The sequence below is a fragment of the Agrobacterium tumefaciens genome, assembly GCF_005221385.1.
Taxonomy (GTDB): domain Bacteria; phylum Pseudomonadota; class Alphaproteobacteria; order Rhizobiales; family Rhizobiaceae; genus Agrobacterium; species Agrobacterium tomkonis.
The window spans coordinates 1,824,448-1,835,893 of sequence record NZ_CP039903.1 but is presented as its reverse complement, the minus strand read 5'-3'; the positions used below and the strand labels follow the sequence as shown (position 1 = coordinate 1,835,893).

The 11,446-nt window shown below is 58.7% G+C and carries 14 protein-coding genes and 1 other RNA gene; 8 read left to right on the top strand and 7 right to left on the bottom strand.

The genetic code is table 11. The features are described from left to right. Window positions 1-96: 96 nt before the first annotated feature. The 5 genes from CFBP6623_RS09305 to ssrA form a co-directional block, all read right to left on the bottom strand. The gene (locus tag CFBP6623_RS09305; RefSeq protein WP_046798097.1) at window positions 97-426 is read right to left on the bottom strand and encodes a hypothetical protein; all 330 of its coding nucleotides are present in this window, start codon (window positions 424-426) and stop codon (window positions 97-99) included. A 212-nt stretch (window positions 427-638) separates the two neighbouring features. After that, a complete protein-coding gene (locus CFBP6623_RS09300; protein WP_046798433.1) occupies window positions 639-848 on the bottom strand; it encodes a ribbon-helix-helix domain-containing protein in 210 nt (69 codons plus the stop codon). A 105-nt stretch (window positions 849-953) separates the two neighbouring features. Next, entirely contained in the window at window positions 954-1,157 is a 204-nt protein-coding gene (locus CFBP6623_RS09295; RefSeq protein ID WP_046798098.1) for a DUF4169 family protein, read from the bottom strand. 43 nt (window positions 1,158-1,200) lie between these two features. Continuing rightward, complete coding sequence (locus CFBP6623_RS09290) at window positions 1,201-1,713, bottom strand: SspB family protein (protein ID WP_046798099.1); 513 nt, start codon at window positions 1,711-1,713, stop codon at window positions 1,201-1,203. 229 nt (window positions 1,714-1,942) lie between these two features. Further along, window positions 1,943-2,316, bottom strand: a transfer-messenger RNA (tmRNA) gene (ssrA, locus tag CFBP6623_RS09285). Window positions 2,317-2,458: 142 nt separating this feature from the next. Between ssrA and CFBP6623_RS09280 the strand changes: the two genes are divergently transcribed. The 7 genes from CFBP6623_RS09280 to CFBP6623_RS09250 all read left to right on the top strand — a co-directional run bounded on the left by CFBP6623_RS09280 (window position 2,459) and on the right by CFBP6623_RS09250 (window position 9,059). Beyond that, the gene (locus tag CFBP6623_RS09280; RefSeq protein WP_035242256.1) at window positions 2,459-2,767 is read left to right on the top strand and encodes a DUF2853 family protein; all 309 of its coding nucleotides are present in this window, start codon (window positions 2,459-2,461) and stop codon (window positions 2,765-2,767) included. A 92-nt stretch (window positions 2,768-2,859) separates the two neighbouring features. Next, window positions 2,860-3,654 carry a thymidylate synthase gene (locus tag CFBP6623_RS09275; RefSeq protein WP_046798100.1) on the top strand — a complete coding sequence of 265 codons (795 nt, stop codon included), beginning with the start codon at window positions 2,860-2,862 and terminating at the stop codon, window positions 3,652-3,654. Beyond that, window positions 3,651-4,178, top strand: a complete 528-nt coding sequence (locus tag CFBP6623_RS09270) for a dihydrofolate reductase (protein WP_046798101.1) — start codon at window positions 3,651-3,653, stop codon at window positions 4,176-4,178. Before CFBP6623_RS09275 ends, CFBP6623_RS09270 begins: the two co-directional genes overlap by 4 nt. Before the next feature lie 143 nt (window positions 4,179-4,321). Further along, complete coding sequence (hflK, locus tag CFBP6623_RS09265; protein ID WP_046798102.1) at window positions 4,322-5,443, top strand: FtsH protease activity modulator HflK; 1,122 nt, start codon at window positions 4,322-4,324, stop codon at window positions 5,441-5,443. A gap of 1 nt (window position 5,444) precedes the next feature. After that, window positions 5,445-6,371: a protease modulator HflC gene (gene hflC / locus CFBP6623_RS09260; protein ID WP_046798103.1), complete on the top strand. Its 927-nt coding sequence runs from the start codon at window positions 5,445-5,447 to the stop codon at window positions 6,369-6,371. Between the two features lie 304 nt (window positions 6,372-6,675). After that, a complete protein-coding gene (locus CFBP6623_RS09255) occupies window positions 6,676-8,220 on the top strand; it encodes a Do family serine endopeptidase (protein ID WP_062654274.1) in 1,545 nt (514 codons plus the stop codon). A gap of 89 nt (window positions 8,221-8,309) precedes the next feature. After that, on the top strand, window positions 8,310-9,059 hold the full coding sequence (locus CFBP6623_RS09250) for an SDR family oxidoreductase (RefSeq protein ID WP_046798105.1): 750 nt from the start codon (window positions 8,310-8,312) through the stop codon (window positions 9,057-9,059). A gap of 24 nt (window positions 9,060-9,083) precedes the next feature. Here the strand turns inward: CFBP6623_RS09250 and CFBP6623_RS09245 are convergent, their stop codons facing one another. Both CFBP6623_RS09245 and serB read right to left on the bottom strand, forming a co-directional pair. Further along, window positions 9,084-9,656 (bottom strand): GNAT family N-acetyltransferase, encoded by a 573-nt coding sequence (locus tag CFBP6623_RS09245; protein ID WP_046798106.1) that lies wholly within the window; start codon window positions 9,654-9,656, stop codon window positions 9,084-9,086. Continuing rightward, complete coding sequence (serB, locus tag CFBP6623_RS09240) at window positions 9,653-10,543, bottom strand: phosphoserine phosphatase SerB (protein WP_046798107.1); 891 nt, start codon at window positions 10,541-10,543, stop codon at window positions 9,653-9,655. Before serB ends, CFBP6623_RS09245 begins: the two co-directional genes overlap by 4 nt. Here serB and miaA point away from each other — a divergent pair. Beyond that, entirely contained in the window at window positions 10,542-11,438 is an 897-nt protein-coding gene (gene miaA / locus CFBP6623_RS09235) for a tRNA (adenosine(37)-N6)-dimethylallyltransferase MiaA (RefSeq protein ID WP_046798108.1), read from the top strand. The genes serB and miaA overlap by 2 nt on opposite strands. The last annotated feature ends 8 nt before the right edge of the window (window positions 11,439-11,446 follow it).

Genomic DNA, 11,446 nt, shown 5'->3' with positions numbered 1-11,446 from the left:
TCTGGTAACGGCTGGTGACATCGTCTCAGGACAAATGTTGGTGCGGTCTGGATACCCGTGTTTTTGGCGGTCTTTCCAGAGTTGTCCGGCAGCCGATTAAATCCAGCTCTCTCGTTCGCCGAAGGGCGTGTCGGCATCGAAGTTTTTCGTGCCAATCCTGCTGCTCTCTCCCGACAGGCTGGGCTTATCCGCGCTGTCGCCTGAAGCTGCCGATTTGTCGGCGCTGTTTTCGAGAGCCTCAAGCTGAGCCTTGAGCGAGGCGATGGCGCTCTTCAGTTCCTCCTGGGCTTTCGCTTCGGTGGTCTGGGCCAGCTCCGACTGTTTTTCGGCAATCTGCGATTTCAGCTCGGAAACGCTTGAAGAGGAGGTGGATGAAGAAGAAAGGACGGAAACAGCAATGCTTGTTCCCGAAACGGCAGAAACCATGGGTCGCCTCGTGGCGGATGTGTGGATTGGAAAGTTATGAAACAAAGACTGAAAACAAGGCTACGCAATACGGGAATGCCTTGCAGCGCAGATTAGGCTGCTAATGTTTAATGAATGCTTTCGCGACGTTACGAGTTTTTCGGCCCGAATGTTTGTAGTCTGTGGGCCGGCAGATCAGGGGCTGCGCCCATGTCGTTGGCTGGACGGAAAGATTACCTTGTCTTCAGCCAGTTCAGCACATAAACGCGCAAAGACGAGGACAGATTGCTGTCGACGGGCCGGTTGTCATCAATTTCCGCCAGCAGGGCAGCGAAGCTGATCTTGCGCTTTTCGGCAATCGTCTTCAGTTCTTCCCAGAAGGCATCTTCAAGTGAAATGCTGGTGCGGTGGCCGTGTAATGTTGCTGAGTGCTTGCGGATCATCAGATCGGCCTCCGGCTGGAAATCTGAATCATGTTTCGCCGGCAAGCCTCTGTTTTGCGATTGATTTCCGATTTTGCGGGGAGTTCGCTGCGGCAGGTCCGATCGTCAGTCCCTGTCGGCCCCGCCATCACCCTTTTCGAGCCGCCCTTGATCGAGCGCCTTTTCAGCTTTCTCATTGAGGGCTGATGTCAGATTTTTTTCGGTCTTGCTGCGGCCGAAGGACAGGCGGTTCTGTTCCGCCTGTTTTTCCTTTTCGTTGCGGGCTTTCTGCTTCCGAAACTGACGCAGATTGACGATATCGGCGGCCATGCGGATATGTCTCCTTGGGTTTCGGGTGGCGAAAGAAAGGCCGTTATTGCTTCTTGCGGAAGGCATCCAGCGAAACGACGGAGCCTTCCTTCTTTTCCTCGCCTGCCTTGGGGGCCTCGGAGGTGGAAGCGGGCTTTGCCTCGTTGGAAACGGGGTAGGCAGTGATTTCGGCCTCTTCCATCTCTTCTTCATCGGCCAGAGGCACGTCGAACTCAAGCTCGAAGTTGACGGAAGGATCGTAGAAACCGCGAATGGCGTTATAAGGGATAACCAGCTTTTCAGGCGTATCGGAGAAGGACAGACCGATTTCGAAGCCGGTTTCGGTTACCTTCATATCCCAGAACTGGTGCTGGATAACGATGGTCATCTGCTCGGCATATTTCGACTTGAGGTGCTGGGAAATCCGCACGCCCGGCGCGCCGGTCAGGAATGTGATGAAGAAATGATGGTCGCCGGGCAGGCGGCCGGTTGCGGCCACTTCACCCAAAACCTTACGAATAACGCCGCGAAGGGCATCCTGTGCGAGAATGTCGTAACGGATATGATCCTGCCCCATGCGGTCCTGTCTTTCCCTTATTCGAACGTCTTTTAATGCGCTGCGCGCCTTGCGCGCCAAGGACGCTGTAACACTTTGAATCCTTGCGCAATCCTGAACCGGAGATCGAACTCGATCCAGACGGCTGCGCGTTACCCAAGTATACGCAATGTCCCGAACGGCAGCAACGGAAAAGCCGATGCCGTTCGCAAGTCAGCTATCATATAACCAATTCAGGCAAAATGGAGAAGGTGGAGGTTTCTGTTGCCAGGTACCTCCGAACCCCGCCTTACGGGGCTAACCGTAAGGACTTAGAGCGGAATTCCCGCACCGCCATTAGGCAGCGAGAGCGTATTCCTTAGCGTTGTTGTCGTTTGCAACTACACTTGTGACCCGATAACGGCGGTATCATGCCGAGCAAAAGTTCGATCTTTACGCCCTTGTCGATCCTATTTCGCCCCCATCAAAAGCCGGCCTTCCCTTGAAAGAAGTCCGCCGGTTTTTGGTGGAGGCGCCGGGTACCGCCCCCGGGTCCAATAGGTTTATTACACCGACCGTTTATCGCCATAGCCGGGTTGCCCCGGCAAAGCTCATATAGGCGTTTCGCCCGGCGGAGAAAAGGGGGGCTATGACAATTCCATGAAAAGGTTTCGTGTTTGACGTTGACAATTTAGACAATTCTTGACGACGAGAGATTGCTGTCACATTCTCCGTGCAACCGGTCACCAGAAGCAACGTGGCGCCGGGGACACACGAAGGAGTTGATATGACCGACTATCTCGCAGATGTGAAGAAATACGATGCGGCAGCCGACGAAGCCATCGTTGGCAAAATCGTCAAGCATCTCGGCATTGCGTTGCGCAACCGGGATTCATCGCTGGTGTCCGCTTCCGATCCGGAAGAGCTTGCGCGCGTCAAGGCAAGCTGGTGCGGCAAGAAGCTCGGCGTGACCGACGATAGCGCCGACAAGGCGATCGACGCCACTGCGAAAGCCATGGCTGCGGACCGCTCCAAGTCGCGCGTGACCTTCTATTATCTGGTGGCCAAGGAACTGGGCAAACTCCAGTCGCTTTGATTTGAGGCGGGGATAAGCCCGCATTAGGTGATTGGTTCTGCCGCCCTGTGCTATTATATTCTCCTGATATCAGGGAATCGGCGGCAGAACGCATGAAACAATATCTCGATCTTCTCCGGCATGTGATGGACACCGGCTCCGACCGTGGAGACCGCACCGGCACCGGCACGCGCTCGGTCTTCGGTTACCAGATGCGTTTCGATCTTTCGCAAGGCTTTCCGGTCCTCACCACCAAGAAGCTGCATCTGCGCTCCATCATCCACGAACTGCTGTGGTTCCTGAAGGGCGACACCAATATCGCCTATCTCAAGGAGAATGGCGTTTCCATCTGGGATGAGTGGGCCGATGAAAATGGTGATCTCGGCCCCGTTTATGGTGCGCAATGGCGCTCGTGGCCGGCACCGGATGGCCGTCATATCGACCAGATCGCGCTTTTGATCGAGGCGCTGAAAACCAATCCCAATTCCCGCCGCCACATCGTTTCAGCCTGGAACCCGGCGCTGGTGGACGAAATGGCGCTGCCGCCCTGCCATTGCCTGTTCCAGTTCTATGTTTCGGATGGCAAATTGTCCTGCCAGCTTTACCAGCGCTCGGCCGATATCTTCCTCGGCGTGCCGTTCAACATTGCATCCTATGCGCTGCTGACGCTGATGGTGGCGCAGGTCGTAGGTCTGAAGCCGGGAGATTTTGTCCACACGCTCGGCGACGCGCATATCTACGCCAACCATTTCGATCAGGCGCGGCTGCAGATGACCCGCACCCCGAAAGCCCTGCCGACAATGCGTCTCAACCCTGATGTGAAGGACCTTTTCGACTTTAAGTTCGAAGACTTTACGCTTGAGAATTACGAGGCCGATTCAAGCATCAAGGCACCGATCGCGGTATGAGCGAGGCGCGTGTCACCATCATCGTTGCAGTGTCGGAAAACGGCGTCATCGGCCGTGACCTCGACATGCCGTGGAAGCTCTCCACCGATCTCAAGCGCTTCAAGGCGATGACGATGGGCAAGCCGCTCATCATGGGCCGCAAGACGTTTTTGTCTGTCGGCGAGCGCCCCTTGCCGGGGCGGCCGCATATCATCGTCAGCCGCAATGCCGATTACAGGCCGGATGGGGTGGATGTCGTCTCGTCGCTGGAAGAGGCTTTGAAGCTTGCCAAAGACAAGGCCGCGGAACTGGGCGTGGATGAGGTTTTCGTGGCCGGCGGCGGGGAAATTTACCGTCAGGCGATGCCGTTTGCCGATCAACTTTCCGTCACCCATGTGGCGGTAAAGCTCGATGGCGACACTTTTTTTCCGGATATCGATCCTGACGTCTTTGAAAAAATCGACGAGAATGCCGTTCCCGCAGGGGAAAGGGACAATTATCCGGTTCTGTTCACCACTTATTTGCGAAGAGCCGCGTCAAAGTGAACTATTTACCGCGATTGGGTATTTAGTTACCACCTCTGCGTTGAAACGGACGCTTCTCCTTCTTATAACGGGTCGATATTCCCGCCGCACGCGAGCAATCGCTTTCGAACGGAACCGGGAGAGGCTTTTATAAAGAGGTATTGATGCCCTGGAGCAATCAGAATGGCGGCGGCGGCCCTTGGGGCGGCGGCGGTGGAGGAAACAACCAGGGTGGCGGTGGCGGCCCGTGGGGACAGGGGCCTAACCGGCCTCGCGGCGGCGGTGGCGGCAACAATGGCGGCCCACCTGATCTGGAAGAGATCATCCGGCGCAGTCAGGACCGTTTCAAGAATGTCCTGCCGGGTGGCTTCAACGGTGGCGCGGTTGCGATTCTCGTTCTTGTCGTCCTCGTTTTCCTCGGCATCCAGTCCATCTATACCGTCCAGCCGGATGAGCGTGGCGTTGAGCTGCGTTTCGGACGTCCCAAGGACGAGATCTCGATGCCCGGCCTGCATTTCCATCTGTGGCCAATCGAGACGGTTGAGATCGTCAAGGTTACGGAACAGCAGCAGAATATCGGCTCGCGCGCCTCGTCGTCCTCATCGAGCGGCGTGATGCTGACCGGCGACCAGAACATCGTCAACGTGCAGTTCTCGGTGCTCTATACGGTCTCTGATCCGAAATCCTATCTCTTCAACGTCGACAGCCCGGCCGAGACGCTGCAGCAGGTTTCCGAAAGCGCCATGCGCGAAGTGGTCGGCCGTCGTCCGGCGCAGGATATTTTCCGCGATAACCGTCAGGCCATTGCGGGCGATGTACGCAGCATCATCCAGTCCACCATGGACGGTTATGGCGCCGGCATTTCCATCAATGCGGTCGCCATCGAAGATGCGGCGCCGCCGCGCGAAGTGGCCGATGCCTTTGATGAGGTGCAGCGCGCCGAGCAGGATGAAGATCGCTTCGTTCAGGAAGCCAACCAGTATGCCAACCAGAAATTGGGTGCGGCACGCGGTCAGGCGGCACAGATCGTTGAAGAGGCGAACGCTTACAAGTCGCGTGTCGTCAACGAGGCCGAGGGTGAGGCGCAGCGCTTCATCTCCATCTACGACCAGTATCGCACGGCACCTGATGTGACCCGTCAGCGCATGTTCCTTGAAACCATGGAACAGGTCCTGAAGGGCTCCAACAAGGTCATCATCGACGAAAAGCAGGGCGTGGTGCCTTATCTGCCTCTGAATGAGATCATGCGCGGCAATACGGGCGCAGCACAGCAGGGAGGCAACTGATATGGGTAACCGTCTTACTGCCATTCTCGTCGGCCTCGCCGCCGTGCTTTTCCTCGGCTATTCATCGATCTTCGTCGTCAACGAGCGCCAGCAGGCAATCGTCGTGCGCTTCGGTCAGATCCAGGATGTAAAAACCGCGCCGGGCCTCTACTTCAAGCTGCCCTTCGCGTTCATGGATGCCGACCGGGTGCAATATGTCGAGAACCGGGCGCTGCGCTTCGATCACGACAATATCCGTGTTCAGGTTTCGGGCGGCAAGTTCTATGAAGTAGACGCCTTCGTCGTTTATCGCATCACGGATGCACGCCGTTTCCGCCAGACCGTTTCGGGTGACCAGATGTCGGCCGAATCGCGTCTTCGCACCCGTCTCGACGCATCTTTGCGCCGGGTCTACGGTCTTCGCGGCTTTGAATCGGCGCTTTCTGATGCACGCGCATCGATGATGCAGGAAGTGCGTGACGATCTGCGCCCTGATGCGGAATCGCTCGGCATCAGCATCGTGGATGTCCGCATCCGCCGTACCGATCTGACGCAGGAAGTGTCGCAGCAGACCTTCGAGCGCATGAAGTCGGAACGTCTGGCTGAAGCTGAACTCATCCGCGCCCGCGGTAATGAAGAAGCCCAGCGCCGCCGCGCTATCGCCGACCGTCAGGTCGTCGAGTTCGAGTCCGATGCGCGTCGTCAGTCTGAAGTGCTGCGCGGTGAAGGTGATGCCAACCGTAACCGCATATTCGGCGAAGCTTTCCAGCGCGATCCGAACTTCTTCGAGTTCTATCGCTCCATGGCGGCCTATTCCAATTCGCTGAACGGCACCGGTACGACGCTGGTCCTGTCCCCGGACTCGACCTTCTTCCGTTACTTCAACGACATCAACGGTGCTCCGTCTGCGGCTCCTGCCGCACCTGCAGCGCCTGCGCCGGCGAACTGATATCGGATCAAAAGAGTTTGAAAGGGCCGGTTTTACCGGCCCTTTCTTTTTGACAGGCCCCGCACGACATCATCCTCAGGCACGAGCCGAGGATGACGGAGGAGAGGGCTGAGCAGCCGTTGTTGCTAATTTGAGGACTGGTTTTGGCCGGCCCTTTCTTTTCACTCCCGTTTCGTGCCAATGCTGTGGGCAGGGGCAAGGCATCAACTGCCTGTTCACGAAAAGGTATTTTTACACTTCATCATTCCGCCTTATGCTTTGTCGATATATGCAAGGCGAGACTATCTGAAACGCGAGGACGCTTATGGCCGTGACCCTTCTTTCGCCTTTTCGCAACAGCATTGCCGCAGTCGCGGGCATCGCGCTTGTGGCGGGTAGCCTTTCGGCACCGGTTGCAGCGAGAGCGCAGAGCCATGGGCCGGAATCGGTGGCCGATCTTGCCGAGCCGCTTCTGGATGCGGTGGTGAATATTTCGACGTCGCAGAACGTCAAGACCGAGGGCAAGGGACCTGTTCCGCCAAAGCTGCCGGAGGGGTCGCCCTTCCAGGAATTCTTCAAGGATTATTTCGACAGCCAGAAGCCGGAGGGCGGTGAAAAGGTCAATTCACTGGGTTCCGGTTTCGTCATTGATCCCGCCGGTTATGTCGTCACCAACAACCACGTCATCGAGGGTGCTGATGCCATCGAGGTGATTTTCCCGAATGGCTCGAAGCTGAAGGCAACGCTTGTTGGCACCGATACCAAGACCGACCTTTCGGTCTTGAAGGTAGAGCCGAAAACGCCGCTCAAGGCCGTCAAGTTCGGCGATTCGCGCAGCATGCGTATCGGCGACTGGGTAATGGCCATCGGCAACCCCTTCGGCCTTGGCGGTTCGCTGACTGTCGGCGTCATTTCCGCGCGTGGCCGCAATATCAATGCCGGCCCCTATGACAATTTCATCCAGACGGATGCGGCGATCAACAAGGGCAATTCGGGTGGTCCGCTCTTCAACATGAAGGGCGAGGTGATCGGCATCAACACCGCGATCATTTCCCCGAGTGGTGGTTCGATCGGTATCGGTTTCGCCGTTCCGACGGAACTTGCGCAGAATATCGTGCAGCAGCTGATCGAATTCGGCGAGACCCGTCGCGGCTGGCTCGGCGTTCGCGTTCAGCCCGTCACGGATGATGTGGCGGCAAGCCTTGGCATGGAAAGCGCCAAGGGTGCGCTTATCTCCGGCGTCGCCAAGGGCGGCCCGGTGGAGAACGGCCCTATCCAGGCCGGCGATGTCGTGCTGAAATTCGATGGCAAGGACATTCATGAAATGCGTGATCTCTTGCGGATCGTGGCGGAAAGCCCGGTTGGCAAGGAAGTCGATGTGGTGATCCTGCGCGACGGCAAGGAGGAGACGGTCAAGGTCAAGCTCGGGCAATTGCAGGATACGACCGACGAAAAGGCCGCGACCGAAGACCCGCAGGCCGAAGATGGCGATGGCGGCGTGGTTGCGCCTGATGATGATGGCGGCACCGACGATCAGGCGCAGGACCAGACGCCGGAAGTGCGTGAAGCGCCGCAGAGCGTGCTTGGCATGAACCTCGTCGTCCTCAGCAATGAGCTGCGCACGGAAAAGGGCATTGCCGAAAGCGTCGAAGGTGTACTGGTCGCAAGCGTCGATCCGGGTTCGCCGGCCGAACAGAAGGGCATGAAACCGGGCGATATCATCGTCGAAGTCGGGCAGGACTTCATGGAAGTTCCCGGTGACGTGCTGGTGCGGATCAACGGCCTGAAATCCGAAGGCCGCAAGAATGCGCATATGATGGTTGCCGATGCGCAGGGCAATCTGCGCGTGGTGGCGCTGCCGCTGGAGTAAAGCGCTTTCCACCCGGTTCGGCAGGAATCGGGTGGTTGTGGTCCCGGCCTCTCTCTAATCCTTGGTCTCCATCAACGGAGGTCAAGGATATGAAATCACTCGAAAACAAGGTTGCCATCATCACTGGCGCGTCATCCGGCATCGGCCGGGCGACGGCGAGGCTGTTTGCCTCGCATGGGGCAGCCGTCGTCATCAATGCGCGGGGTGCTGCTGCGCTGGAAGAGGTTGCCGCCGGGATTCGCGAGACCGGCGGCCGTGTCCATGCCGTTGTCGGCGATGTCAATCTTGAGGAGACCCATTCCCGGCTGGCGGATGCGGCCCTGAGCATTTTCGGCGGTCTCGATATCGCCGTCAACAATGCAGGCGCGGTCGGAGCCATGAAGCCGCTGGCGGAGATTTCCGCCGAGGAATGGGATTCCGTGCTCACAGCCAATCTCACTTCCGCATATCTTGGGGCGCGTCACCAGATTCCGTTGATGCTGAAGCGGGGCGGTGGCTCGATCGTCTTTATCTCCAGCTTCGTCGGCACCAGTGCCGGCATACCGGGCATGACGGCCTATGGTGCGTCGAAGGCGGCGCTGATGGGGCTGGTGAAAGGCATTACCGCAGATTATGCCGTGCAGGGCATTCGCGCCAATGGGCTGCTTCCCGGCGGGGTCGACACACCCATGGCCGGAGATGCGGCACAGAAGGAATGGGCTGCAGGCCTTCATGCGATGAAACGCATCGCCGAGCCGGAAGAACTGGCGCAGGCCGCGCTTTTCCTCGCAAGCCCGATGTCTAGTTTCGTCGCCGGGGCGGCGCTGTTTGCCGATGGCGGCAATGCCGCGGTGAAGTAAAGTTCGAGGCTGGCGGGGAGGGCGTTATTGCGACTGCCGTTCCCGCCATTCCGCCAGCGTCAGCGCATAGGTCACATGCGGACGCAGATGCGGATGGGTGTCATCAGGCACGCGTGGATGATCGAAATCGCGTGACGGGTCACGCTTCAGGCCGATGCGCTCCATCACGCGGGTCGAGCGGTGGTTGTCGTGGACGGCGAAGGAGACGATTTCCGGCGTTTCCTTTTCATCAAAGGCCATGACGAGCAGCGATTGTGCGGCTTCGGTGACATAGCCGTGGCCCCAATAACGGGTGGCCAGCCGCCAGCCGATCTCCATGGTACCAATCGGGAAGGGCGGATCGAGGTTCATGACGGGCGATATGCCGCAGAAACCCATGACTTCGCCGGTTTCGCGCAGCTCCATGGCGTAGAAGCCATAACCGCTGCCACGGATCATGCCGTTGATTGTTTCCAGAACCGCATCCGCTTCCGCATGGCTGCGGCGGAAGGGGAAGAACTCCATGACCTTTTCGTCGGCATTGATTTCCCGGAACAGGTCGCGGTCGCTCTCCTTCCACTCGCGCAGAATGAGCCTTGGTGTTTCGCGGATGATCATGGAGTGACAAAATCCGTCTTGCGGTAGCCCTGAATGTAAAGCAGCGCGGTGAGATCGCCGTGGTCGATGCGCATCTGCGCTTCAGCCGCGACGGCAGGCTTGGCGTGCAGGGCAACACCTGCGCCGGCCAGATGCAGCATGCCGAGATCGTTGGCGCCATCGCCGACCGCCATCGCCTCTTCCGGCGAGATGCCGAGCTTTGCGGCAATGTCATTCAGTGCGTCCACCTTGGCCTGTTTGCCGAGGATGGGTTCGGCAACGGTGCCGTCAAGCTCGCCATTGGCTTCGCCGAGCAGATTGGCGCGGTTTTCATCGAAACCCAGCATGGCCGCGACCCGGCCGGTGAAGACCGTGAAGCCACCGGAAACGAGTGCGGTGTAGTAGCCCTTCGCCTTCATGGTGGCGATCAGTTCCTTGCCGCCTGATGTCAGCGTGATGCGCTTTTCGATGACGTCGTCGATCACTGAGACCGGCAAGCCCTTCAGCAGCGCCACGCGTTCCCGGAGTGCCGGCTCAAAAGCGATCTCGCCATTCATGGCGCGGGCGGTGATGGTGGAAACCTTGTCCTTCAGGCCGACTTCGGCCGCCAGCTCGTCGATGCATTCCTGGCCGATCATGGTCGAATCCATATCGGCGATCAGAAGTTTCTTGCGGCGCTGGTCCTGCTCCTGGATGACGATATCGATCGGCTGGCCAGTGAGCGCGCCGGCAATCGCGTTGCGGGCCTCTTCGGCATTGGTGCCGGAAGGCAAAGCGATATCGCAGGCGACACCATCCGCCAGCCAGTAAAGACCTGACGCATTGACGGCCTTAGCGGCGGTTTCGCCGAGGGCCGGTGTCAGAACAGGATTTGACGGATTGGCGATAAGCGTGGCAACGAGAGCCATGATGAAAAACCTTGATGAGAATTTTGATGCGATCCTGATAACCGGCCCGACGGCAAGCGGCAAGTCCGCGCTTGCGCTTCGTCTGGCGCGGGAGCGGAATGGCGTCGTCATCAATGCCGACAGCATGCAGGTTTATGACACGCTGCGGGTGCTGACCGCCCGGCCTTCAAAAGAAGAAATGCAGGGCGTGCCGCATCTGCTTTACGGCCATGTGCCGGCAAGCAGCCTCTATTCCACGGGTGAATGGCTGCGGGATCTTTCCGTCCTGCTTTCGGATCTGCGTGGGCAGGCGCGTTTTCCCGTCATCGTCGGCGGCACGGGGCTTTATTTCAAGGCGCTGACCGGGGGATTGTCGGACATGCCTGCCATCCCGGAGGAAATCCGCGACAGGCTGCGCGGTCGGCTGATTGAAGAGGGGCCGGCGGTTCTCCACACGGAATTGTCGCGACGCGATCCCGTGATGGCAGAGGCTCTGCAGCCGGGCGACGGCCAGCGTATCGTCCGGGCGCTGGAAGTGATCGAGGCGACCGGAAAATCGATCCGGGATTACCAGAAGGCCAACGGCCCGGTGATCGTCGATCCTGACCGGGCGCAGAAATTCGTCGTCTTGCCCGACAGGCCGGTGCTGCATGACCGCATTAACCGGCGTTTCGACGCCATGATGGAAAGCGGCGCGGTGGAGGAGGTGGAGGCGCTTCTGGCTCTCAAGCTTGCGCCCGACGCGACGGCGATGAAGGCGATCGGCGTTTCTCAGATCGCCGATATGCTGGCCGGGCGCATGAGCGAAGCGGAGGTGATCGAAAAATCGGCCGCTGCGACCCGCCAATATGCCAAACGGCAGATGACCTGGTTCCGCAACCAGATGGGGGAGGACTGGACGCGCATCCAGCCCTGAAGGCTGGC

Bases quoted from the DNA above. Each gene is read 5' to 3' on its own strand.
- CFBP6623_RS09305 (WP_046798097.1), bottom strand. From the start codon at position 426: ATGGTTTCTGCCGTTTCGGGAACAAGCATTGCTGTTTCCGTCCTTTCT.
- CFBP6623_RS09300 (WP_046798433.1), bottom strand. From the start codon at position 848: ATGATCCGCAAGCACTCAGCAACATTACACGGCCACCGCACCAGCATT.
- CFBP6623_RS09295 (WP_046798098.1), bottom strand. From the start codon at position 1,157: ATGGCCGCCGATATCGTCAATCTGCGTCAGTTTCGGAAGCAGAAAGCC.
- CFBP6623_RS09290 (WP_046798099.1), bottom strand. From the start codon at position 1,713: ATGGGGCAGGATCATATCCGTTACGACATTCTCGCACAGGATGCCCTT.
- CFBP6623_RS09280 (WP_035242256.1), top strand. From the start codon at position 2,459: ATGACCGACTATCTCGCAGATGTGAAGAAATACGATGCGGCAGCCGAC.
- CFBP6623_RS09275 (WP_046798100.1), top strand. From the start codon at position 2,860: ATGAAACAATATCTCGATCTTCTCCGGCATGTGATGGACACCGGCTCC.
- CFBP6623_RS09270 (WP_046798101.1), top strand. From the start codon at position 3,651: ATGAGCGAGGCGCGTGTCACCATCATCGTTGCAGTGTCGGAAAACGGC.
- hflK (WP_046798102.1), top strand. From the start codon at position 4,322: ATGCCCTGGAGCAATCAGAATGGCGGCGGCGGCCCTTGGGGCGGCGGC.
- hflC (WP_046798103.1), top strand. From the start codon at position 5,445: ATGGGTAACCGTCTTACTGCCATTCTCGTCGGCCTCGCCGCCGTGCTT.
- CFBP6623_RS09255 (WP_062654274.1), top strand. From the start codon at position 6,676: ATGGCCGTGACCCTTCTTTCGCCTTTTCGCAACAGCATTGCCGCAGTC.
- CFBP6623_RS09250 (WP_046798105.1), top strand. From the start codon at position 8,310: ATGAAATCACTCGAAAACAAGGTTGCCATCATCACTGGCGCGTCATCC.
- CFBP6623_RS09245 (WP_046798106.1), bottom strand. From the start codon at position 9,656: ATGATCATCCGCGAAACACCAAGGCTCATTCTGCGCGAGTGGAAGGAG.
- miaA (WP_046798108.1), top strand. From the start codon at position 10,542: ATGATGAAAAACCTTGATGAGAATTTTGATGCGATCCTGATAACCGGC.
- serB (WP_046798107.1), bottom strand. From the start codon at position 10,543: ATGGCTCTCGTTGCCACGCTTATCGCCAATCCGTCAAATCCTGTTCTG.